Consider the following 24,565-nt stretch of genomic DNA (forward strand, 5'->3'; position numbering starts at 1 on the left):
AATGCCGATTTGGATAAGTGGTTGTATCGCTACCGGCATTTGGTCGAGAACGCCTTTGCGAGGCTGAAGCATTACCGTGCAGTGGCGTTCCGGTTCGACAAACTGAAACGGAACTATGAAAGCATGGCTGCCATGGCCTGTGGGTTTCTATGGCTACCTATGTGAAACGTCAACAGACCCTAGGTACATGAGGATTTTGAGCAGCACATAAGCCCTGATCACAGCTACGCAGCACGATCGTGAACAGGTTCTAAGAACCTGTTCAAAGTCTTCTGCGCGTCAGCGATACGGCGTTGAAAACACCCTCTGATTGCTCATTTACCATAAGTAAACTCCGCATCCTCGGCTGTTTTTGCCTTGTCTCGCTCTAGCTCGTAAGACTTTAAACAGGTTCTAAGCCAGCTTGGCTAGCTGCGTCTTCAGCTTACCCACCGTCTCGCTGAAATCGGCAAGCCGCTTCCTCTCCTGCTCCACCACTGCCGCAGGGGCTTTATCGGCAAACGCCGGATTAGCCAACTTGGCGGTAGCCTTGACGATTTCTCCTTCGAGGCGCGTAACTTCCTTGCTTAACCGGATGGTTTCAGCAGCCTTATCGATTTCCACCTTCAGCATCAAACGGGTAGCACCCACAACCTGCACCGGGGCATCGTCTTCGGGTAAGTGGCCAACCACCTGCACTTCTGCCAAGCGACCCAGCAACTGCAGATAAGGGCCGAACTCTGCCAGGTCAGCGGCAGCCCCCTCAAGAAACAACGGCACGCGTTGCGATGGGCCCAAGTTCATTTCAGAACGCAGGGTACGCACCGCCATGGTCAGGGCACGGAAGGTCTCCATGCGTGCATTGGCTGCCGCGTTGATCTTATCGGGCTGGGCAATCGGCCACTGCGCCAGCATCAACGACTCTGTCTTCTTTGCGTTTGCAAGTGGCGCTACTGTCTGCCATAGCTCTTCAGTAATAAACGGTGTAATCGGATGCGCCAGACGCAGCGCCACCTCCAACACACGCACCAACGTTCGGCGAGTAGCCCGCTGCTGTGCTTCATTACCGTTCTGGAGCTGCACCTTGGCCAACTCCACGTACCAATCGCAGTATTCGTTCCACACAAATTCGTAGATGGACTGGGCAGCCAAGTCGAAACGATAGGTATCCAACGCTTCGGTTACTTCCAGCTCGGTCTGTTGCAGACGGCCAATGATCCACTGGTCGATAAAGCTGAACGCCAACGGCAGGCTTTCGTCCTGGCCGCAATCCTTGCCATCGACATTCATCAATACAAAGCGGGTGGCATTCCACAGCTTGTTGCAGAAGTTGCGATAACCCTCTGCACGCTTGAAATCGAAGTTCACATTGCGGCCCAACGTGGCGTAGCTGGCCATGGTGAAGCGCAATGCGTCCGTACCGTAAGCTGGAATGCCCTCTGGCAACTCCTGGCGGGTTTTCTTTTCCACCTTGGGGGCAGTTTCCGGCCGGCGCAGGCCCGTGGTTTTCTTGGCGATCAAGGGTTCAAGCGCGATGCCGTCGATCAGGTCGACGGGGTCGATCACGTTCCCCTCCGACTTCGACATCTTCTTGCCTTCGTTGTCGCGCACCATGCCATGGATGTAGACATCCTTGAACGGTACCTTGCCGGTGAAGTGGGTCGTCATCATGATCATGCGCGCCACCCAGAAGAAGATGATTTCGTAACCGGTTACCAGCACGCTGGAGGGCACGAACATCTTCAATTCCGGCGTCGCTTCCGGCCAGCCCATAGTACTGAAAGGCACCAGGGCCGAACTGAACCAGGTATCAAGCACGTCGGCATCGCGGCGCAAGGTCTTGCCTGGGGCCTTCGCCTGGGCTTCGGCCTCGGAACGGGCGACATAGATATTGCCGTCCTCGTCATACCACGCAGGGATCTGATGTCCCCACCAAAGTTGGCGGCTGATGCACCAGTCCTGGATATTGTTCATCCACTGGTTGTAGGTATTAACCCAATTCTCTGGAATAAAACGCACCTGTCCGCTTTCAACCGCTTCGATGGCCTTTTCGGTAATGCTCTTGCCTGTCGGGTCGCCCTCGCCCACCTTGGTCATGGCCATAAACCACTGGTCGGTCAGCATAGGTTCGATCACCGAACCGGTACGATCGCCACGCGGCACCTGCAGCTTATGCGGCTTAACTTCCACCAGGTAACCCTGTGCCTGCAAATCTGCCACCACCGCCTTACGGGCCGCCTTGGTATCAAGGCCAGCGTACGCGGCTGGTAAAGGAATCGACTCAGCCGGCTTGCCATCAAAGCTAAATACTTCGGCATTGGCCAGCATATTGGCTTGCAAGCTCATGACGTTGATCAGGGCGGTGTTATGGCGCTTACCTACCTGATAGTCGTTGAAATCGTGTGCTGGCGTGATCTTGACGCAACCGGTTCCAAAAGCAGCATCGACATATTCGTCCACGATCAGCGGAATCTGCCGCCCTGTCAGCGGCAATTGCAATTGTTTGCCATGCAGGTGGGTGTAGCGCTCGTCGGATTCACTCACCGCTACCGCTACGTCACCCAGCAGGGTTTCCGGACGAGTGGTCGCCACCACGATGGCTTCTTCACTACCCACCACCGGATAGCGGATATGCCACATCTGGCCGTCTTCTTCTTCGCTTACCACTTCAAGGTCCGACACCGCCGTACCCAGCTTCGGGTCCCAGTTCACCAAGCGCTTGCCGCGGTAGATCAGGCCCTGCTCGAATAGCCGTACGAATACTTCAGCCACAGTCTCCGAACGCACGCTGTCCATGGTGAAATATTCGCGGCCCCAATCAACCGAGCAACCCATGCGACGCATCTGACCAGTGATGGTGCCGCCAGACTTCTCCTTCCATTCCCACACCTTGGTGTTGAAAGCTTCGCGCCCCATATCATGCCGCGATATACCTTGCTCGCCCAATTGGCGCTCCACCACGATCTGAGTAGCGATACCGGCATGGTCGGTACCCGGTACCCACAAAGTGTTGTGGCCTTTCATTCGGTAGTAACGCGTCAGGCCGTCCATAATGGTCTGATTAAAGGCATGGCCCATATGCAGCGTGCCGGTGACATTGGGCGGCGGCAATTGGATGCTGAAGGCGGGAGCTGCTGCGTCCATACTTGGCTTGAAGTAGCCGGACGTTTCCCAGTGGGCATACCAACGGCGCTCGATATCACCGGGTTCGAAGCTTTTGGCGAGTTCCATGATGCAGATCTTGTGTGTTTCGGAAGCTGCGGATTATACGGGGAAAAGCGCCCTAGCCGGGCTGCAAGCGCCGGCTCGAATGCATCGCGAAAAATTGGCAGCAGGTAAGACACAGCAAGACCGGGAATTGGCACACGACTTCAGTACCAACAAGGTGTAAGCACCAGACCATGCGGTACCTGCCCCTACCCCGCCATCAAGTACCCAATGCGTTAAGCTTCATCGCACTGGGCTTGCTGTTGTTGGCACTGCTGGCAGCCAGCAGTGGAGAGATTGCTATCCCCATATGGCGTATTCCTGGCCTGTTGTTGGCAGTACCAGCCGATCAAACCGGCCAGACATTACGTTCTATTCTGGTGGATATCCGGCTGCCAAGGATTGTGCTGGCCCTAGTTTGCGGTGCAGCATTGGCCATAGCCGGCAGCACAATGCAAACCGCATTTCGCAGCCCACTGGCTGAGCCAAGTCTGATCGGCGCTTCATCGGCAGCGGCATTAGCGGCATTGCTTGCCGTACGTGGCGTTCCGGATATGGCTGCCTTGCCCGCCGCCTTCGCGGGCAGCCTGGCCGCCATCTGGTTGGCATGGTCCATCGGCCACAGCCGTGGCAGTGCGCAGCTGTTGCTGACGGGCGTGGCAATCAATGCAATGGCCAGTGGTGGTCTGGCTTTATTGGATGAACATGCCTATGTCCCACGCAATGCAGCCCTTTGGGCATGGGGCAGCCTTACAAATGGCAGCTGGGCCAGCCTTGCTTGGCAGGTACCCGCCCTGTGTGCCTGCAGTTACCTTATCTGGCGTGAATACCGTGCGCTGGATGCCTTGATGCTGGGCGACAGAGAAGCTTACCACCTTGGGTTTGACCTGCTGGGTTTACGCCGCCGGCTGCTGGTGTTGACTGCACTTCTGGTCGCACTCACTGCTTCGGTATGCGGCGCATTAAGTTTCGTTGGTCTTGTCGTTCCCAATTTGGCTCGCTATGTCATGGGACCGGGCCATCGCTACCTTATTCCTGCCGCAGCACTGACCGGAGCAGGTTACCTTCTTTGTGTGGATTGGCTGGCCCGCACCGCTTTACCCACCGAGCTTCCCCTTGCCGCACTGCTCAATCTGATTGGTGCACCGTGTCTGCTTTATCTACTGATTAAAAACCGACACTGAGCGCGTCTTTACACCGCCATCCCACGTCAAGCCATAGGGTTACCGGATAATGGCCAGCCTCCGTTATCAAAACCGTGCACGCCATGCTGACCTTACTGTTGCGCCTTTTTCTTTCAGTTTGCATCTGCTTGGCAAGCCAGATCTGCTACGCAGCTGAAGATGTGCGTTGCCACGTTAGTTATGCGGGGAAAACCCATTTGCTGCAGGCCAAACCAACCCCAATTCCCTATCAGGTAGGCACAACAGCCATCGGCTCTTATTTTTTGTTTCGCATTGTGTTCGAAACCACCCCCAAGGCGCTCGCCGCTATCAAGCTCTATACCTATGCCGATCGTGAACAGGGCGCAACCCCGATTCATCAGGCCACTCATCCTTATCCGATCAAGCGCCAACAAGGACGGTATGGTTTTACAGGCTTGCAAACCGTGTACGAGCCGGTACGGGACGGTGAGTTGCAATACTGGTGTGAACTCGGCACCGGTATCACAAACCGCGGGAGGTAATCATGAGGCTGCGGGAATTGCTATGGCTGACCTGTACACTCACCGCCTTGGCAACACAGGCCAACACGGTACGTCTACTCATCGCTGGCGACATCATGCTTGACGATGGTCCTGGCAAGACGATTGCAGCTGGTGGCGACCCACTCGCACCATTCGACGCTTTCTTGCGTGATGCAGATTACCGGATCGCCAACCTGGAATGCCCAATCGCCACGGTTGGCAAGGGGCTCGAAAATAAGATTTTCACCTTCCGTGCGCATCCAAGAGTCGTCGAGAAACTCAAAGGCCGGTTTGATGCCCTGGCGCTGGCCAATAATCATTCTGGTGACTATGGCCGCGATGCTTTCCAGGAAACTATTCAACACATCAGAGCTGGTGGCATCGCCCACTTCGGTGGCGGACGCAATCTGGCCGAGGCGCATAAGCCACTATGGGTAGAACGTAAGGGCTTGCGTATTGCCCTTCTCAGTTACAACGAATTCAAACCTCGTAGTTTTGAAGCCGGCGCCAATCAACCAGGGATAGCCTGGAGCGAAGACAGCCATGTGGTCCAAGACATCGAAGCTGCCAGGGCTGCAGGCGCCGATATCGTCATCCCCTTCATGCACTGGGGCTGGGAGCACGAGACCGAACCCAACAGCCGTCAACAACAATTGGCTCAATTGATGATCGACGCCGGTGCAGATGCAGTAGTTGGGGGGCATCCGCACGTTACTCAAGGCGCTACCCTATATCGCGGCAAACCCATCATATGGAGCCTGGGGAACTTTGTATTTGATGGCTTCACCGAGGGGCCTGGACGTATCGGCTGGCTATTACGGCTTGAACTCGACAAGCAAGGTGTACAGCGTTGGGACACTATCACAGCTCATATGGATGATGCCGGTACCCCGCGTCCGCTATTGAACCACCCTAGCCCGTGCGGAGAACGTGGCAAAGAAGGCATACAGAACTGTTTGAACACACAAACAGACTGACGTGTCTATTTAACTTGCTGGTAGAAACCCGCTCAAAGCCCAGTTCTATTTGATTATTGGCTAGCCTTTGATTCACAACACATGGGCTGTCGATACTAAAAAATCAAATCCCCTGACCTTGTTCGGGTACAGGGGATAAGAAATTCAATTACGTTAAGTATTTATTGCCAGTAGGCAGATGAACGTCCATCCGTGTTAACCCAAGGCTGAGAATACGTACAACGCGAGGGAGCACAAGTACTACCGTAGATAGGATAATTGCCTGACTGGGCGCCATCGATAATTACGGTAAACGTGTAGCTCTGCCCATTAAACAGAACCTTGTCACCGCCCCGATACTGACGATATTCATCAAAAGTACTTGTGGCTTTCGTACCTCCACCGCCCGAAGTACCTCCACCGCCCGAAGTACCTCCACCGCCAGTGCTACCGCCGCCACTACCCGCACTGGTCCAGTAGGCATTTAACCAGCCACCATGTCTAAATGGGCTGCGCTCCCCGCAGGAGGATGGATCACAGGACCCACCCCAGATCCAGTAAGTGCCGCCGGGCTGATTGTTTACCAACAGCGTGAGTGTGTAGCGTTTGCCACCGACTTCGGCAACGCTACCATGCATGTACTTACCACCACTCTCGTACTTGCTGACGTTACCACCGCCAGTACCAGTACCAGTACCAGTACCAGTACCAGTACCAGTACCACCGCTACCCGGCTTGTAGTAGCTATCGATTACTGCACTGGCAATTCGTTCATTCACAACGTGCCAAGGCTGGCCCAAAGTCCGCATACGGGAATTTTCTGTCGGGCGATACATACCCTGGTCACAATAACGGGCACCAGCGAATAAACCCACCGTACCATTAGGTACGCGATTAGTCGGTGTGGGGACTTGTACATTGGCGGGGATCAGATTGCTCCATTTCGCAGCGTAACGCGAACTCTGCAAGGTTGCATTGCCCTCACTTGGCTCATTGCCTTTGTTACAGGTACCGTAGTCATATTCGTCAGCCAAGCGGAAAAGCGTATGGCCTATTTCATGCAAAGCTAATTCGATAGCACTGTCAGCCATGGTCAAAACCGCAGTTCGACCGCCAGAACCACCGTAACGCGTTGTATTAGCCACCACCACTATCAGGTCACGCGCATCTGCAGCAGTTACTGCCCCAACAATATTGAGCACCTTAGTATTGTCAGCGCAGACTAGGCGCTCTATGCCGCTGCAAGCTGCTTCCACTCCTAGGGCAGTATCCCTGCGAATATTCTTATCCAGCTCAGTCACACCGGAATTGTTACTCACCACGTCGACCCGGCGGATATTCATGCGGTCCTGCTTAGACGCAAACAACGGATCAACCAATAGGCCATCTGCCACCTTCTTTGCATCACTCGCCCACTTACCCATCTCGTTGGCAGTATACCCATCACCAATCAATACGATATCCAGCCGGCTGGCAGAAGACCCCGTGTTATGGAGCATCGTTGTAGTTGCTGGTGCAGCATCCATCATCGCTTGTGGTTTATTGATCAGATTATCAATCAGCTTACGGCTGAACTTCGTAGTGGTAGATGTGCCGACTATACTCGCCTCAGCAGCCATCCCAGTATTCGACACACTGCGGACAGGCTTCGATACAAGTTCGATGCGATCCAATTTTGCCGAGGATGGAACTCGCACCTCGAAAGCGGTCTGGGGTTGCAGAATCGGCTTTACCTGCTCAATCTGCCCAGTACTCGGATCAAAGGCTTCAGCATGCAGAACTGCCGGGTTCTCTACTCTGCTGCGGAATATCTCCTTACCCTTGCTATCACGCCCCACAACGTAGATATCCGACGCACTGGCTTTTGCCGTATCGGGTGTCGTGGAGAAATCGCCAGTCTGAGCATGAGTCAACTCATAATCACTTGCGCCACGATTGTTGGTTTGCGTAACTCGTAGCAGTAAGTTATCGGCTGAATGAGCCACCTGACCTAGCACGGCAACTCCCAACCAAAGCGGGATTGAATAATGTTTCATGATGTCCTTCTATCTTAAAATTAATTCAACAAAAGTTATGAACACAGAACGGTCTAGGCAAACTCATAAAAGCTATACACACTTTTTCCACCTGCTATCGATTACCACAATCCATCAGTATTTCTGGGCATAACATCAGCGTATTGCGCAACCAAGTGACCCACCACTTCAAATTAGTTATTTGCAATGACGTACGCCAAACGATCCGACGTAGCTACATGCAAAATCGCGAGGCAGCATATTTTTGATGACATTTGCATGTCAATGAACAAACTCACCCTACTAATGCCATTCCGTCCCTGGCTTTCGTACAGGCCATTGTTAAGGCATTGAGCTGACGGGGTTTCATGCTTTACTTGCATCCCCTACCGTTCAGCGGCTCTCTTCAGAAAAATTACCTTTGAGAAGAGCCTTATTGCCACCCTGCACGCTCCCCCCAAAAAATATCTTCCGACTTCTGCTCTTCGCCCTGCTGACCGCCACTTGTGACGAATCGTGAACAGTTTCCGGGTTGCTAAGAAGCCAACGTAAGTGGCGCTAGCAAGCACAGAAGAGCAGCCTAAGCCATTAATAAAAAACGTGTTTTTCCACAGATCAACCGACAAAAGCTAGTGTTTTCTCTACTTGTGCCATCTTTGTGAATCTGCACAATCGGGGCATTACTACTAAAAGAGCAAGCGATGTCTTCACGTGCAAGTTGGGGTTCCAAACTAGGATTTATTTTGGCGGCTTCAGGGTCCGCCGTCGGCTTGGGAGCTATTTGGAAATTTCCCTATGTAGCAGGGAAAAATGGCGGTGGTGTATTTCTGCTGGTTTATTTGGCCTGCGTCTTCACTATTGGTATTGCAATGTTGCTGGCTGAAATGGTGATTGGCCGTTCCGCTAAAAAATCTGCAACAACTGCTTACCGCGATTTAAAAGGCGGGGCATGGCCCTGGGCTGGGCGGCTCTCAGTCCTTTGTGTCTTTATTGTTCTGGCATTCTATTCCGTTGTAGGTGGATGGACATTTTCCTACCTATTGCGATCGATTACCGGTGAAATACTGACGCGAGACACTGCAGCATTGGGGAGTTTATTTAACTCATTCATAGCCAGCCCCACCCAGGCTTTAATTTATACAGGTCTATTTTCCATCGTTACCGCAGCAATTGTATTGGGTGGCATTGAAAAAGGCATCGAGCGTGCCAGCAAAATCCTGATGCCCGCATTATTCATCTTGATGCTTATTCTGATTTCACGCTCTTTGACATTGCCCGGTGCTATCCACGGCGTGATGTATTTCATTACGCCTGATTTCACAAAATTCAGTAGTGAAATGGTTATCGAAGCCATGGGCCTCGCTTTATTTTCCCTATCAGTTGGTGGAGGGATGATTATTGCCTACGGTTCTTATATTGCACCGGAAACAAAACTTGTCGGTGCTACCCTCTGGATTACTGTATTGGCAACCTTGGCAAGTTTATTGGCAGGGTTAATGGTTTTACCGGCCGTATTTGCTTTCAATGTCGACCCCGCTGCAGGACCAGGCCTGACATTCATCACGATGCCCGCTTTATTTGCGCAAATGCCGGCAGGGCAATTCTTCGCGATTGGCTTCTTTCTGTTGCTGATATTCGCGGCACTCACATCATCGGTATCCATTCTGGAACCGATTGTTTCGTTCTTGATGGACGAATTTGGCATGCAGCGTAAGCAGGCAACCATCACTACTGCCATCGCGGCATATGGCCTCAGCATACCCGCAGCGTTGTCATTCGGCCCCTTGGCTAACGCTACACTCTTTGGGAAGAACCCGTTTGACCTCATGGACTATGTGGCATCCAACATCATGATGCCCGCAGGTGGCTTGCTGGCAGCCCTCTTTGTTGGCTGGATAATCTGGCCACGTATCCACAATGAGCTCAGTGCCCAAGGTGCGGGCCGCATCTTGCCGGTTTTCCGTGTGCTGTGCGCGGTAGTCGCACCTATCGTCATTTGCGTGGTGTGGTTCCACAACCTTTAACCCGCCTCGCTAAAACGATTCAGGGCACTCGCTGAAGACCAACGCTTTAGTGTGATACAGGATGCGGATAAGTCTTACCGCGCTGTATCACAACAGAGTTGTGGCTTTTAGGTGTGTCCTTGTTCAATTTCTGCGGCAGAAAAGAGCATTAATCGCATATAGGTACACAACCACTTATTAGTTTCGAGATAATTCTGTTGCTTAGCAATTAGCTCCTTTACGCAAATCTAATAAGACCTATTCATGCGACCCTATCCGCTTTACCTCAGCATACTGGCTTTAGCTTTCAGCCTGATCTCCAATTCGGCTTATGCCAGCACCAATACAGATCGCACAGATATTGCTCGTGCTCTCTTAATGAAATTGATACGTGAAGAGGGTGGTGTTGACGCACGCGTTCTTGCTGCGCCACTCGCCTTTCCACGGCAAATGACTTCACGCGAATTTTTACGCAGCCTACAAGCCAGCTGGGTAGATAAGCAAAATCTTCAGCCTATCAATGTTCCAACCGCTGTGAGAAATTGGGGAAGTGGTGGCGGCAATTCACCCTGGCAATTTAGCGATGCGCAAATGCAGCGTTATTTCCAAAATCTGTTCGGTACCACGATTGCCGGACTGCGCAACCAAGGCTATATATTCCAGCTCTCAAAAAACGACTTGTTTCATGGGCATATTTTCTCATTCGAGCACGACGGTATTACCGATTACGGTATCGTATTCCATGCCAAGGAATATCCTAATGATGCCGATATCGTCGAACAGAACGGTGGTAAAGGCGCCGACAGTCATTTTTCCACGGCAGAAAGCGCATACAAATTACGTAATCTGATTTGGATAGCCTCAGTATCCAAAATCTGGGCTATCCATGCCAGCCGACCTACGCTGACCCCGCTTATCACTGCAGAATGGCTCGATCCACAAAGCGACGACCCGTTCATGCAAAACCTATATCGACTACAGCTAAAAGCGCTGACTTTGCAGGACATATACTTCAGCAGCCTAGGCAGGTCTCTAGGCAGCATCAACTATTTCACACGCGAGACTATCTTACAGCTGACCAATCAACCTGTTGGAAGCGCTGTCGCGAAAGACCTTCTGTACTTTTAAATTAGGGGCTATTCCAGCAAGGACGGAAATGAAGAAGCATTCCATCCAATAGCAAACCACTTCAACAACTTACCTCTCTATGGCTGGGCTTAGAGATGAATAGTCCTCACAGATTAGTGACAATGCCCTTCCATTCAACATACCATTGTCATTGAGAAGCCTTTAATTCATCTACGGACCGGGGCAGCTCATATCGCCAAGACGACACCTCAGTTGGTAATTTCAAATGATGTTCAAGAGGAAATTCATGCAGTACATCAAGAAATGCATCGTTGGACTTGTATTATCCATCCCCCCCCTCGCGTATGCCGACGACTCACTTTATTACATGAACTCAGGAGCTATTTGGGATAGTTCTCAGTTTCTAATTGGCGCTGTCATGCAATCCAGTATTAAGCCCGAACCAATCCAGCTTAAGATTGACTTTGAAACTTGGAATGCTAGTACGACATGGCTCAATGGCTCGCTGAAACTGGGGCAAGGTACCGTCAAACTTGCATTCGGCAGCCAACCACTGTCGAGTTCAGGAACTGCGCCAGAACTTGTAAATGTTCCCTGGACAGCTGGTAACGCCAACAATATTGAATACCGTGATGAAATATTTGGTCGTACATTCTTAAAACAAAGCCCCAGCCCAGAGGGAGAACGTTATCTCACCATCTATAGCGACCAACCTTTGATCGGTTTAGCCGCAGTTACCTACAACCGTACAAGCAATACCTGTAACGATGTTCTGTCCGCAAAGCTTTACAGCGGCCATGACTTGGCCACGGCCAAGCTGATGGAAAATAAGATAAAACCATCTCCCATCCCTGCAAACCCAGAGTGCTTAGGGCAAAGTGGCAAAGTGGACGTAGTCATGGCTATCGCTAACAAGCCTCGGGGTTCCAAAGTGAGCGAGACTTTCAACTACGCTGTGATCGACCTGGGCAGCAAGCAAAAGCAAATGTCGCTCGATAACTTGGTGTTCTACTTCGCGCCACAACCTTAACCGGTAAGCGGTACAGCTCTCCCTCACCGGGGAATTAGGGCATGTACCCGGAAAGCCGATGCAGGACTCACTCCATGCATCGGCTTTTCTGTTTTCGGCTCATACTGACTACCCGTTCAAACTCCGTTGATGGCTGGCTAATATCGTCTCAACGGGCGAGAGCCCAGCATACATACATCAAATACCACCGCGCTAACTCATACCTATTCCTCCTACGGGCTATAACCAATTAAAAGACTAGGTGCCGTTTCGAGCACTGCAATTCCATTTTCCCCGGGAGTTGTAATGCGATGTGTCGTCAACCAGCTGCATTGGATAGGTGGTTTGCTGTTCCTATCCGCCACGCAAGTCTATGCAGCTGAGCCGGTGAAAATCACGGTTAGCCCCTGGTGCCCCTATATTTGCGATGACCAAACTGCTCCAGGCGCTTTGGTTGAGATCACCACGGCTGCGCTGCGGAAAGGAGGATTCTCAAGCACGTTTACCAAACTGCCTTGGCTACGCCAAATGGCCAGTACACAGAGCGGGGCTATGGATGCGGTGCTGGGTATCGTCAAGACCGATGCCCCCGATTTGATTTTTCCTACCCGGTCAACAGGCCGCTACCAACCCTGCTTTTACGTCCTCGCTACATCTAACTGGGAATATAACGGTATAGCCTCACTCAAGTCTGTGCGGTTAAGCGTACTTAAAGGACAGACATTTAATAACAAGGAAATGGATAGTTATATTCGTAACGGTGGTACAGGGAAAGGAACCATCGACTTTCTCAGTACCGAAAACTACCTGCCACAACACTTCCAGAAACTGATACTGGGCCGCGTCGATGTCATGCTCGATGACGCAAAGGTGGCCAGTCATTATCTCGAGCAAACCCATCAGACAAGCCATTTCAAGCAAGTAAGCTGCCTTGAAACAACACCTATCTGGATTGGCTTCTCTCCCCTAGGGAAGCACTCCCAAGACTACGCTGCCGCATTTGATGAAGGGCTGGAGGCCATACAAAAGTCAGGCCAGCTTAAAGCGATTATCAAGAAATACGGTATGGACGAAGCCTCGTTTTAACCGGCCTGGAAGTAAATCATCCGCAAAGATAGGTAATAGATTACCGGCTATAGCCACCAAACCCATCGCTGTGCTTTGTCACATCCAGCATTACCCCCTCCAGTAAACCCACCATCCTTTCCCAAGCCATATAAATGCATCCGATGCCAAAAGGATACAACCTCGCCTTGGTAAAACTATGCCAATTGCCGCTCAGGATTCGTTCAGCATAACTCGCCTAATGTGTGCAGCACGGACGGCCGCTGCAGGGTGCAACGGTCGAATCGGAAAACATTTTGAAAGGATCACACCATGAAGAAGTTGTTTACCGCCTTGATCGCCACCTCTTTTGCCGCAGCTTCGTTTGGCGCAATGGCTACAGAAACACCCGCCGCAAAACCCGCTGCTGTACCAACACCAGTCGCTACGCCAGCAGCACCTGCAGCAAAGCAAGTAGACCCAGCCATCAAGCCTGTAGAAGCAACCAAGCCAGTAGAACATGCTGCAAAGTCGACTTCCAAGAAGCACAAGAAGGCAGAAAAAGTAGAGAAGGCGGAAAAGGCTGACGCCACCAAGCACGAAAAAGGTGAAGCCAAGCCCGATGGCAAGCAATAAGCTGCCCGCAACTCACTACTTTTCTTTCAGCTTGGCTGTCGCAGCGCTGAAATACAGAAGTAAAACAACACCGGCCCAAGGCCGGTGTTATTGTTTCTACAAGCTATATCGCTAGTGTTAGACAGGCAACGGCTTGAACAGTCGTTTAGATGAACCTCCGCCCTTTGCTAGGGGTTATTTTGATCACTTTGCCGAATCCGGCCCGCCTGAATGGTGGACCGACCGGGATGAGTGCGTGCATTTAGACGGCAATGCCGACTGGGTGCACTGTGATGATGACTTTTTGCCTCGAATGGTTTGCTTGTAGATGAAGAAAGCCGGGTCGGTTTATCCCAAACCAGCTTTTCCTCAAATAAGCGCATCAAGGGCGCGAGTGTGTTACCACATTGATGATGAATGGGGAAACACGGTTGGTGTTTCATATCCACGAAATACGTCTTTTTTAGGAACGCAAAAGATTTTCAATGGACAAGCTTTATTTCGAAAACCATCTTCCCTATGAAATGGATCTGAATTTATTTTCAGCATCTGCTATTAGTGCCGCAATTTCTTTATCAGCAGCATTGTCAGACCTACGCAGAATGTCCAAACCCAGCAGAATTCCAGAGAGCGCCGCGCGATTTTTTGTTTTGGCCAAAGTTTTCTTTAGCAATCTCAAGGCTCTGACCGGCTCCATGGCTCGAGAAACAAAGTCGAAAAATGCATATGCAAGCGCCTCATCCTGAACCAAATCATAGTGACGCTCAATTCCATCAAACAAGCTATTCAACTGGGCGTCAGAAAATTTTTCCTTGTCGGAATAAAGAGCCATAACCAAGTATTCAAGCCCCGGCCTTGCGAGCAATATCGCATCGGAGAACACTCGACTAATAAATCTGAAATGTTCTTCGGGCATCCTTTCAATGCCGAGAAGTGAATCCTCAAACTCATTCGAAACCTGATGAGCAGGCCCCGGATTTCTTAATTTATCGGGGTCCGATAATCGATGATATGCAGCGTCAAAATCCATATAGTCTCCTTCAAGGCGCGACTGCGTTGGCTGGAATAGTCCACCAAAGCGGCGGCAACAAGGACGGCAACATCCGAGCACACCGATAGGCTACATAGGCTGCGGCGCCGGCTCCTGCGGCCTTGGCTACGGTAGAGCCAGATGGGCACACCTCACATGAGTTTGACGAGGCATTGTCGTCGTCCCCACCACCGCAGTCTTCGTCGTACTTCTTCTCAAGGCGCCTAGTCTGCTGATCGCGGATGTTAACTAGCGTGCGATGCCCACGGCGGGTCGCATAAAACGTCTCGTTTGCTGGGTTTGGTAGTCGCTCCGGAAGCCCGAACTGATCCTGATCGAGTTCCTGCATTCGTTTCGCAACCTCATCGCGTCCTCTCTGAATTTTGTTCCGAAGGTCACGACAATATGCGCTGTTAGGACTTTGCTTTGCCTGTCCAAACGGATCGCTGTAGCTGAGCGGATTACCGTAAACATAGCCGTAGGTATTGATCCCCCCGCCAATCCTATCGAATCACTTTGCAAATACCGTCCAGTTTTCGGATCGTAATCCCGGAAGTAGTTGTAGTGGTTACCGGCTTCCTTATCGAAATACTGCCCCGGGAAGCGCAGGTTGAAGGCGTACTTCGCCCCTGTCCCTTCCGGGTCTTCGTTCGCGTTGGACGCACCAAATGGTTCACCGAGTTCCCACGCCCAGATGGCGCGTTTGGTGGCATCGGTCACCAGCCGTGGTGTGCCCAGGTGATCGGTATGGATGTTACGGACATCGATGCCGTTATCAACAAGTGCAACCGGGGTATCGCCGAAATAGAGGTACTCGCGTTTGAATTTGCCGGTTTGATCCGATTCCGCAATCAACCGGCCCCATTGGTCGTAATGGAACAGGGTGGTGGTACCCTGGTAGGTCTTGGCAACCCGTTCACCAAGTCCATTTATGGTGAATTGCGCCCCCGAGGCTTCGATCAGTCGGCCTCTTGCGTCGTAGCTGTAACTGCCATTGCCGCTGGTACGGCTGCCATTGGCGTCGTATTGGTAAACAGGATTGCTGCCACCATTACCCGAGCTGGCTTTCAGTCGGTTACTGCTTGCATCGATATCTTGTGAGAAGACCGCATCGTCGCTACGTAAGGATTTGCGATTGCCATTGGCGTCATAGCCATACCCCTGGCTGGGCGAGAACGGAAAGCCATTGCGGGTAATAACACGGCCATCTTTCCATTCAGTCAGGCGGTCCAGGTTGTCGTAGCCGTAGCTATGAGTTTGCCCAATCGGTAGCCCCAGGCGTTGCAACAGCCTTTCCCACCACCCGCCGCTGATCTTCTGGCTGGTGATTCGACCAGCAGTGTCGTAACCCAGGGTCAGCGTACTGTCACCGAGGCTCATGCTGGTGAGCTGGTTGAGATTGTCGTAGCTGCTTGTACGGACTTCGCCGTTGCCATAGGTCCAACTTTGCACCTGACCAAATGGCCGATACTTCAGGTTCTGGATAATGATCTTCTCTGCAGCAGTACCTTGCTTGGTGGTGACTTTGCTGACTTGGCCGGCTGCGTCGAAAAAGAAGGTGACAATACGGCCACTGGGGTAGGTCAGCTTGTTCAGCCGTCCTGCTGTGTCGTAGCCATAGCTGGCGGTGTAGTCCTTGTTCCAGGTCGAGCGCTTTTCACTCGCTAGTCTGCCCAGGCTGTCGTAGCTGTAGCCAATCTTGCCGGTGGGGTTGGCAATCTCGGTGATCGAACCCGTATTGCTGCCGCTAGTACCGTAGGTGTAGGTCTGTGTTTTGCCATCGGCGAAGGTGAGCTTCTTGACCCGGCCTGTCGTGTCGTACTCGTACTGGGTCTTCTGGTTCTTGGCATCAGTACGGGTAGCCAGCAGGCCACCATTGAGGCGGCTGTACTGGGTTATCCCGGTATCGGGGCTGGTTTGCTTCAGCAGCTCATCAAAGCCGTTGTACTCGTAGCTGGTAACCAAACCACGAGGGTCAGTGACGCTGACCAGGTTGTCCGCAGCGTCGTAAGCGTAGCGGATGACGCCACGCGCTGGATCGGTAACGGTACTTAGGCGGTTAAGGGCATCGTAGGTATAGGTGGTGACTCGACCGAGGTTGTCACGCATCTCGGTGCGGTTGCCATTGGGGTCATAGCCATAACTGACCCAGCTGCCATCGGGACGGGATTCCTTTTGCAGACGACTGAGGACATCGAACTCACGCTTGACGCTTTGGACGGTGGCGGCGTAAGCCGGTGTCAGGATGATACAGGCGGTAGCCAAGGCAGCGAGTAATGCGCTGGCTTTCAGCGACATAGCGTGAGCATTGAATCGCATGGCTTAGCTCGCTTTGAGAGTAGGCTGAATAGGAGCGCTGCGTTCGGTATCAATGCGTTCAATCAGCGCACTGAGGCCACCATTGGCGTCCTGTACTGTTTCTTCAATACGGTTGCCCGCGGCATCCAACACATAGCGAACCGAATTGCCGAGTTTGTCTCGTATGACAATCAAGCGATGGGCATCGTCGTAGGTATAGGTCAGCTGATTACCGTCTGGGGTCGCAACACTGCTCAGTAGACCGGTGACGGTGTAGCCATAGGTGGTCGTCAGTGTGCCAATCTTCTGGCTGATCAAACGACCCCGTGAGTCATACGCCAAGGTGATGACGGCCCCATTGGGTTGGGTAATGCTGAGTGGCAGACCATCTGGGTTGTACTGGGTATAGCGGGTCGTACCTACTGCATCACCCATGCTGGCGAGATTACCAGCCGCGTCGTAGGTGTAGCGTGTAATTCGGCCTGCCGCATCGGTACTGTCGATCAGTCTGTTCTGTGCGTCATAGCTCCAACGCCAACTGCGGCTGCTGTTATTACTCAGGTCGTTCATCGTCTGGTTAGTCAGATTTCCTGCACCGTCATAGGTGAACTCACGACGGCGAGTGGGCTCGATAATTTTGGTAGGAAGGCGTAGGGTGGGGTGCCATTCGGTGGATATCGTGCGCGCCTGCGGGGCTCCCTCGGCCTCAATGCGCCGGGTTTCCAGTAAACGGGTCAGGTCGCTTTCAATCTTGGTGATGATCCCACGGCGATCGGTTAACTTGGACTGCAACCCACTGGCTTCGACTTCAAACTGCTGAACAGTGGAAGTACAACCAGGACAGCTCTCGGTTTTCGTCAGCAGGACAAGATAGCCTTTAACATTCTGAAACGTATAGGCGGTGGTCAAACCCAATGCACTGGTACTGCTAGCGCTCAAGCCACTGTAGGCAAGAGTGACTTTGTCTAAGCCATTGCCATGTTCGCTGCTGATGGCGCGACCTTGGTCGTCGTAGGTCCAGGTGGCAAACCGTACTCCGTCTTCGCCTTTGATCCCTGTCAGCAGTTTGTTGTCTTTGCCGTTTTCGTACAGGTATTGGCGAGTTTTGCCATCGGGATAGGTAACGGAAGCCAACCAGCCGTTGGGGTTGTAGCCATAGCGCAGGATCTGTGCACTCGGGGTTTTGATCGTCTCGATGCGATTTTGCGCATCATAGGTATACGTCAGGACACGGCCATTGGTATCGGTGATGGTAGTAAGTTTGCCAGCCGCGTTATAGCCATAGGTCAGCGTATAGCCATCGCGCTGCCGTTCACGCAGCAAACGACCGGACAGATCATAGCTTTCCACTGTGTTGTCCGGGGTGGTAAGTTGCACGCCCTCGGCTGAGACCTGCAGGCTGTAGCCGGTACCGTGTGATTCAGTGCCCCCGGCCTGTGGGAAGAGGAGACCCTTACCATCAGCACGTGTTGCCCGCCAGGAAGCATTTTCCTCCAGTAGCTTTTTGATGTCCTTGAAGTTGGCATCACGCCAGCCAGCTGCTTTGCTATTGTAGTGGCGCACCACAGCCAGCCGGTTGGCGCCAACACCCAGATAGTCGACTTCCTGTTGGTATTTATTGCCGGTGGCAGGTTGAATTGGGTTACCACACTGTGCCACGGCAGGGGCGTTGGTGGTGCTTGCGGTACTCGTTGTACTGACGTCAGTGGGCGAAGTTTGAGATGCTTGATCGGTCTGACATCCGAAGTTGATAGGGTCGTGATCGACGGCTTCGTCTATGCATCCGCCCTTACCGTCATCCTTCATCCCTTTGGGACAAACACACCCTTTGCCATTGTCTTCCTTGGGGGCCACGCATTGACCGAGGTGGCGGCAGGCAGTGACGGTCTTACCGTCTACTTCGGGCCAGACCGCTTCCCAACCTTCATCTCTAGGACAGACGCCCACGGCTGCCTGGGTGCCATTGATGACAGTACAGCCCCAAGTGGGTGTACACAGCATGCGGCTAGCATTCCAACCATCATGCGTGAAAGTCCAATCAGACCAAGATTGACCTGGCCCTAATTCGCTCGGTTTGCAAGGAGGGGCTTCCATCGCCGCACTTGGAGAGCCAGCTTGGCAAGGGGGATAACCCGCCGGGTGCCATAGGGTTGGCTTATAGACATAGATATATCGGGGATCGGGTGGGGCGGCGACAGTCTGTGCGCTTAAAAAGGCAACTAAAAGAAATAGAAAGGCAATAGGAAAGCGCATGATGGATAGCCGAATGGAGCGAAAATGGATAATAAGGCGGGAAATAAATCGGCCCACCACAAGATTCACTAGATATAGATGCCGGGCACAAGCCCCCGTTCGTGGCATGCCGAACGGCAGTACGCAAAGATGTGCGAGGGATGACATCAAACCGGCGCGCTGCGTAGCCGGGCATGGCGGACGTGTTTACGCACTGTGAGTGTTGGTAAGTTACTGTAACTTCAGATATTTACCATATCTATTCCGATAGGTCTGAACGGGTGATAGAGGGCACTCCCCCAACCAGACAGGTTATTATAAATTTGAATGTCAACTCATACTGATATACAATGCAAACCATTGTTGCATATGAAATTTTTATAAATCCTTATGAGTAGCGCAGGGTCTTGAACGGCAAAAAGCTGTCAGTACTTGCTGCTTCAGGGCTCGACTATGAATTTTGTATTCCGATGCAAACGGCGCATGTCGTGCGCCCTAAGTCTGTCTGTGTTGCTACATATTGGATTCCTGCTTTTCGCCATGCAGGGAGTCGTTAGCCTGCAATCTGCGAGCCCGCGCAGTACCATCAACGCGCAATTGGACCTCCGTACCCCGCTTACGTTAAGTCCATCCACCATCCTAACGAAGACCGTCCCTGCTGAACCCACACCGGCTGCTGTGTTGGAGTCACCTATAGAAGTACCGGCCGAACTACCCCCACCTGCAGAAGCACCACCAGCTCCTCAAGGCCCGACTGCAGCCACCGACTCCTTGACTGATGAGCAGCCGGTAGTTGGAGAGTTAATGGCGGACAGTGATGCAATCATCCAATGGCAAGACAAGCTACTACTTATTGGGCAAACAAACTTGCCGACTGGCCTCGATGGCGTGCCTTTGCAAGGTGAAGTACGGGTTCGGTTGGAAGTGCGTGCAGACGGCTCTTTGGTCAATGCGGTGCTCATCAATGGATCTGGTCAGGAATTACTCGACGAAGCCGCGTTGAACTTGGTGCGCATGGCTTCACCTTTTGCCCGAGCAGATGGACGAACAGAGCTAAGCCTGCAAGAGTCCAACAAAACCTATGTGTATGAAACGACTTGGGTTTTTCCAGGTTCGGATTCCTCGCACATTTAGAAGCTATCCAACGTCTGCCGTGCGCAGCAATGCGGCGTTAAAAACGCCCTTGGTACGCCCATTTATCATTCGTAAACTCCGCTTTCTCGGGCATTTTTGCTTTGTCTTGCTATAGCTTGCGAGACTGTAAACAGCTTCTTCGAACACTTAGCAAAACTGTGCAAATTCATCAGGCACTATCGCATCAGGTCCCGAATCCATAGTCAGGTTGATCCTTACTTCAAACATCCGGGCTATGATGCCGACTTTCAGTCAGTACGCAGAGACCGCACCATGGGCTACCAAGCAGAACCTGAATTTCGCCATGACCAACCTCGCCGTGTAGGCGTCTTGCTGGTCAATCTTGGTACGCCGGAAGCACCTACCGCGCAGGCAGTACGGCCTTATCTGAAGCAGTTCCTCTCCGATCCACGCGTCGTAGAAATCCCTCGCGCCTTATGGTGGTTCATTCTTAATGGCGTCATTCTCAACACCCGCCCTAAGAAGTCGGCCGCAAAATACGCCACCATCTGGACGAAAGATGGTTCTCCTCTGGCTATTCATACCCGTCGGCAAGCCAAATTATTGCAAGGCTATATGGGTGACCAAGGTCAACCTGTGATGGTGGAATGGGCAATGCGCTACGGACAGCCCAGCATCGCCAGTAAATTGGCAGTGCTAAAGGAGGCAGGCTGTGACCATATCCTGATTGCACCGCTCTACCCCCAGTACGCAGCAAGCAGTACCGGTAGCGTAATGGATGCTGTTGCCGATGCCATCAAGACGCTGCGTAATCCGCCCGAACTACGCTTTATCAAGCACTTTCACGATGCTGTTCCCTATGTTGAAGTGCTGGCAAAGCGCATTGAACAACATTGGGTCCGCCATGGGCGAGGGGACCATTTGCTGATGAGCTTTCACGGTGTGCCACGGTTCACACTGGAGAAAGGTGACCCCTATCATTGTGAATGCCATACAACCGGGCATTTACTTGCAGAAAGACTGGGGTTACAGGTAGGCCAATACAGCATCAGCTTTCAGTCGCGTTTTGGACGGGCCGAATGGCTGCAGCCTTATACAACAACGCTTTTGCACTCGATGGGCAAGAAGAAAGTAGGAAAGCTCGACGTCATTTGCCCTGGCTTCGTTGCAGATTGTCTGGAAACACTGGAAGAAATTGCCATTGAAGGCAAGTCAGATTTCCTGGCTGCCGGTGGTGGCGAGTACCGCTATATACCAGCCTTGAATACCGAGCCGGATTGGATAGTTGCCTTGGCCAAGATCATCACCCCGCATCTTGGCGGCTGGCAATTGCAGCCAGATGATGCTGCTACGCTAAAAGCCAGGAAAACCAGGGCAGCTACACTCGGTGCAAAACGATAAGCCTCGGCCAAACAAGCACGCAACGATTAACACTAACGCGGCTAATATGGTCGCAAATCGTTCCTTATTAAGCACAAAGCCATCTCTAAGCAATGTCTCCTGACAACTCGCTGTCAGGAGACATTGCGCAAAATGACGTCTCCGCAACCCATATGAGACTGTTATGCATAAAGCTCCTTCCATTCTTCTCGCAGCGCCAAGCTTTTGCGTTACCGGCATGCGTGTCCGTACGCTTAACGAAAACGAACTAAAGCCCGAACTGGCCCGTATCCCGGGGTTATGGCATGAGGTGCTGTCATCAGGGTTATTGACCAGCACAAATAGTGAGTCAGTCTTTGCTGTCTATTCAGGATATGAATCTGACCATACTGGCGCTTATGACTTAACAGTGGGTACGCAATCTTTGGCAGCCGATCAGCAGAGTCTGGTTACCACAGAAGTACCAACCAACGACTATTTGCTATTCGAAGCACACGCGGAATCAGCCGAAGCCTTGCATAGTGCGGTATTTACCGCTTGGCAACAGGTCTGGCAATTTTTTAGCACGGATACCGAATGGCGCCGTAGCTATAGCGCTGACTTTGAGCGCTATGACAGCCCACTGCAGGCAACACTGCATATTGCCGTCGAAAAGCTCTAGAACCCGTTTACGATCTTGCTGTGCGCAGGGCTCATGTGCGGCTCTGCGCCCTGCTGAGAGCCGCTCGTGACAGATCGTAAACTGGTTCTAAGGTGATGGTTCGATGGTCAGGCACCAGACTTTGTACCTAAACCTGCCAGCAGGTTCGCAAGCTTGGCCTTACCCTCTTCCTTGGTAACCGCCACGTTCTGCTTGCTGGCAAGGCGCCCACTAATGCGGATTTCATCGGCGGGTAGTTCAAGCAAAAAGCGCGAGGGCTCTGTGATTTGCCACTCTCCTGCCCGCTTACGCTTGCCGCAATAGCTAATGGTGAGCCCTCTCTGCGCACGCGTAATGCCTACATACATCAGCCGCCGCTCCTCTTCGACCATACCGCTTTCGATCGACTGCTGGTGAGGCAAGATGCCTTCCTCGCAACCGACCAGGAAGACATGCGGATATTCCAGTCCTTTGGAAGCATGAAGGGTTGACATACGTACGGCATCTGGCGCTTCGTCCTCGCGCCCCTCCAGCAGCGTGATCAGGGCAATCTTCTGCGCCATGTCGATCAGATTGTCCCCGTGCTCCTGAGCACGCTTGTCGAACCAGGCTGCCAGCTCGAGTACGTTCTTCCACCGCGCTTCGGCGGGACGAGGCTCGTCGCTGTCGTATAACCAGGTTTCGTAATCGATCGCCAATAGCATTTCACGCAGCAGCGTTCCCGCGGGATCACGTGTTGCCCGCCCTTGCATACGTTGGATAAACGAACAGAAGGTTTGCAATGCCTCGTATTGCGCTGGCTGGACCAAGGTTTCGAAACTGGGTACATATACCGCTTCAAACAAGCTGATTTTTCGGTCTGCCGCCAAGCCCCCAAGTTTTTCCAATGTGACGTTACCGACACCCCGCTTCGGCGTGGTCACCGCACGAATAAACGCAGGGTCGTCCTTTTCATTGGCAATAAGACGCAAATAACCCAGTACATCCTTGATTTCAGCCTTATCAAAAAAGCTCTGTCCACCCGACATCTGATAAGGAATCTTATGATTGCGCAGTTGGCCTTCAATAATGCGTGCCTGATGATTACCGCGGTACAGAATCGCGTAATCGCTGAATTTGGTCCGGTTCTCGAACTTGTGGGCAAGTAAGCGCATTGCCACCATTTCGGCTTCGTGCTCTTCATCTTTCGTCTCGATCACAGCAATTGGGTCACCAATACCCAGCTCACTCCACAGTTGCTTCTCAAATAGCTTGGGGTTGTTACCGATTACCGCATTGGCAGCCTTCAGAATGCGCGACGTGGAGCGATAGTTCTGCTCGAGCTTGATCACCTCCAACCTCGGGAAGTCCTGCTTTAGCAGCGCCAAGTTTTCCACATTGGCGCCACGCCATGCATAGATGGATTGGTCATCATCGCCCACCGCCGTGAACTTGCCATGGAAACCGGTCAGCTGCTTTACCAACCTGTACTGGCAGACATTGGTGTCCTGGTATTCATCGATCAACAAATAGCGCAAACGTAATTGCCACTTGGTCAGGATGTCTGTTTCCCGATCAAACAACTCGACAGGGAGACGGATCAGGTCGTCAAAGTCCACAGCCTGATAAGCAAACAAGGTGTTCTGGTATGCGCTATAGACCCTGGCCAAGCGTAACTCACCATCACTTTGCGCATTCATCAATGCAGCATCGGGACTGATGAAATCATTCTTCAGCTTTGAGATAACGCCTACGGTAGCGCGTATCTCATCTTTATCGACAGAACCGATAAGGTCCGAGACGATCTTCATCGCATCCGCTGAATCCAGAATCGAAAACCGCGGCTTATAGCCCAGCGCAGCATGCTCGATACGGATGATTTGCAATCCAAGCGAATGGAAAGTCGAAACAGTCAAACCCTTGGAACGTGCGGGGTCCATGATGCCATGCACCCGTTCCTGCATTTCACGTGCAGCCTTGTTGGTAAAGGTGATAGCGGCGATATGGCGTGCTTCATAACCTGCCTGTTCAACCATATACGCTATCTTCTGCGTAATGACGCGGGTCTTGCCCGAACCTGCACCGGCCAAGACAAGCAAAGGTCCATCCAAGTGCCGTACCGCAGCCTGCTGAGGAGAATTAAGGGTATGCAACATGGTCTTCACAAAGGCAAAACAGCCCGGTACTTTAGCACGCTGCTGTACCAAAATTGCCTCAGCAAATCGGCTAAGCATCTGGCCCACAAACAAAAATCAGCCGGGAAAGAGATTTGACACAGGGCGGTCAAATCGATAACATGCGCCCTCT

19 protein-coding genes and 1 pseudogene are annotated in these 24,565 nt (G+C 52.3%); 13 read left to right on the plus strand and 7 right to left on the minus strand.

From position 1 onward, the window contains the following. Positions 1-165 (plus strand): annotated as a pseudogene (locus ACUHMQ_RS03830) (IS5/IS1182 family transposase); the annotation flags it as partial. 228 nt (positions 166-393) lie between these two features. On the opposite strand, the gene ACUHMQ_RS03835 reads toward ACUHMQ_RS03830, so the two are convergent. Continuing rightward, on the minus strand, positions 394-3,210 hold the full coding sequence (locus ACUHMQ_RS03835; RefSeq protein WP_445294129.1) for a valine--tRNA ligase: 2,817 nt from the start codon (positions 3,208-3,210) through the stop codon (positions 394-396). On the opposite strand from ACUHMQ_RS03835, the gene ACUHMQ_RS03840 reads away from it, so the two are divergent. From ACUHMQ_RS03840 to ACUHMQ_RS03855, 4 genes are all read left to right on the plus strand, one after another. After that, positions 3,209-3,370, plus strand: a complete 162-nt coding sequence (locus tag ACUHMQ_RS03840; protein ID WP_445294130.1) for a hypothetical protein — start codon at positions 3,209-3,211, stop codon at positions 3,368-3,370. The two genes, ACUHMQ_RS03835 and ACUHMQ_RS03840, sit on opposite strands and share 2 nt — an antisense overlap. A gap of 10 nt (positions 3,371-3,380) precedes the next feature. Then, positions 3,381-4,370, plus strand: coding sequence for a FecCD family ABC transporter permease (locus tag ACUHMQ_RS03845; protein WP_445294131.1), 990 nt, complete (start codon positions 3,381-3,383; stop codon positions 4,368-4,370). Positions 4,371-4,567: 197 nt separating this feature from the next. Next, entirely contained in the window at positions 4,568-4,873 is a 306-nt protein-coding gene (locus tag ACUHMQ_RS03850) for a hypothetical protein (RefSeq protein WP_445294132.1), read from the plus strand. A gap of 2 nt (positions 4,874-4,875) precedes the next feature. After that, on the plus strand, positions 4,876-5,850 hold the full coding sequence (locus tag ACUHMQ_RS03855) for a CapA family protein (protein WP_445294133.1): 975 nt from the start codon (positions 4,876-4,878) through the stop codon (positions 5,848-5,850). Between the two features lie 161 nt (positions 5,851-6,011). Here the strand turns inward: ACUHMQ_RS03855 and ACUHMQ_RS03860 are convergent, their stop codons facing one another. Beyond that, complete coding sequence (locus ACUHMQ_RS03860) at positions 6,012-7,865, minus strand: M64 family metallopeptidase (protein WP_445294134.1); 1,854 nt, start codon at positions 7,863-7,865, stop codon at positions 6,012-6,014. A 680-nt stretch (positions 7,866-8,545) separates the two neighbouring features. On the opposite strand from ACUHMQ_RS03860, the gene ACUHMQ_RS03865 reads away from it, so the two are divergent. The 5 genes from ACUHMQ_RS03865 (at position 8,546) to ACUHMQ_RS03885 (ending at position 13,625) form a co-directional block, all read left to right on the plus strand. Next, the gene (locus tag ACUHMQ_RS03865) at positions 8,546-9,868 is read left to right on the plus strand and encodes a sodium-dependent transporter (RefSeq protein ID WP_445294135.1); all 1,323 of its coding nucleotides are present in this window, start codon (positions 8,546-8,548) and stop codon (positions 9,866-9,868) included. 243 nt (positions 9,869-10,111) lie between these two features. Then, on the plus strand, positions 10,112-10,975 hold the full coding sequence (locus ACUHMQ_RS03870; RefSeq protein ID WP_445294136.1) for a hypothetical protein: 864 nt from the start codon (positions 10,112-10,114) through the stop codon (positions 10,973-10,975). A 247-nt stretch (positions 10,976-11,222) separates the two neighbouring features. Continuing rightward, positions 11,223-11,966 (plus strand): hypothetical protein, encoded by a 744-nt coding sequence (locus tag ACUHMQ_RS03875; protein WP_445294137.1) that lies wholly within the window; start codon positions 11,223-11,225, stop codon positions 11,964-11,966. 285 nt (positions 11,967-12,251) lie between these two features. Further along, on the plus strand, positions 12,252-13,031 hold the full coding sequence (locus tag ACUHMQ_RS03880) for a substrate-binding periplasmic protein (RefSeq protein WP_445294138.1): 780 nt from the start codon (positions 12,252-12,254) through the stop codon (positions 13,029-13,031). 291 nt (positions 13,032-13,322) lie between these two features. Next, a complete protein-coding gene (locus ACUHMQ_RS03885) occupies positions 13,323-13,625 on the plus strand; it encodes a hypothetical protein (RefSeq protein WP_445294139.1) in 303 nt (100 codons plus the stop codon). Positions 13,626-14,121: 496 nt separating this feature from the next. On the opposite strand, the gene ACUHMQ_RS03890 is transcribed toward ACUHMQ_RS03885, so the two are convergent. From ACUHMQ_RS03890 to ACUHMQ_RS03905, 4 genes are read right to left on the minus strand one after another with little or no spacing between them, the layout of a single operon-like run. Continuing rightward, positions 14,122-14,634 carry a hypothetical protein gene (locus ACUHMQ_RS03890; RefSeq protein WP_445294140.1) on the minus strand — a complete coding sequence of 171 codons (513 nt, stop codon included), beginning with the start codon at positions 14,632-14,634 and terminating at the stop codon, positions 14,122-14,124. Positions 14,635-14,644: 10 nt separating this feature from the next. Beyond that, positions 14,645-14,983, minus strand: coding sequence for a hypothetical protein (locus tag ACUHMQ_RS03895; RefSeq protein WP_445294141.1), 339 nt, complete (start codon positions 14,981-14,983; stop codon positions 14,645-14,647). After that, on the minus strand, positions 14,884-16,953 hold the full coding sequence (locus ACUHMQ_RS03900; RefSeq protein WP_445294142.1) for an RHS repeat-associated core domain-containing protein: 2,070 nt from the start codon (positions 16,951-16,953) through the stop codon (positions 14,884-14,886). The genes ACUHMQ_RS03895 and ACUHMQ_RS03900 overlap by 100 nt, the downstream gene beginning before the upstream one ends. A 3-nt stretch (positions 16,954-16,956) precedes the next feature. After that, a complete protein-coding gene (locus ACUHMQ_RS03905) occupies positions 16,957-19,185 on the minus strand; it encodes an RHS repeat domain-containing protein (RefSeq protein WP_445294143.1) in 2,229 nt (742 codons plus the stop codon). A gap of 462 nt (positions 19,186-19,647) precedes the next feature. Between ACUHMQ_RS03905 and ACUHMQ_RS03910 the strand changes: the two genes are divergently transcribed. From ACUHMQ_RS03910 to ACUHMQ_RS03920, 3 genes are all read left to right on the plus strand, one after another. Beyond that, positions 19,648-20,298, plus strand: coding sequence for an energy transducer TonB (locus ACUHMQ_RS03910; RefSeq protein ID WP_445294144.1), 651 nt, complete (start codon positions 19,648-19,650; stop codon positions 20,296-20,298). Between the two features lie 273 nt (positions 20,299-20,571). Further along, complete coding sequence (gene hemH / locus ACUHMQ_RS03915) at positions 20,572-21,660, plus strand: ferrochelatase (protein WP_445294145.1); 1,089 nt, start codon at positions 20,572-20,574, stop codon at positions 21,658-21,660. Between the two features lie 163 nt (positions 21,661-21,823). After that, the gene (locus tag ACUHMQ_RS03920; protein ID WP_445294146.1) at positions 21,824-22,300 is read left to right on the plus strand and encodes a GyrI-like domain-containing protein; all 477 of its coding nucleotides are present in this window, start codon (positions 21,824-21,826) and stop codon (positions 22,298-22,300) included. Between the two features lie 107 nt (positions 22,301-22,407). Here the strand turns inward: ACUHMQ_RS03920 and ACUHMQ_RS03925 are convergent, their stop codons facing one another. Further along, a complete protein-coding gene (locus tag ACUHMQ_RS03925) occupies positions 22,408-24,414 on the minus strand; it encodes a UvrD-helicase domain-containing protein (protein ID WP_445294147.1) in 2,007 nt (668 codons plus the stop codon). Positions 24,415-24,565: the final 151 nt, after the last annotated feature.

The organism is Chitinimonas violaceus (assembly GCF_052601015.1).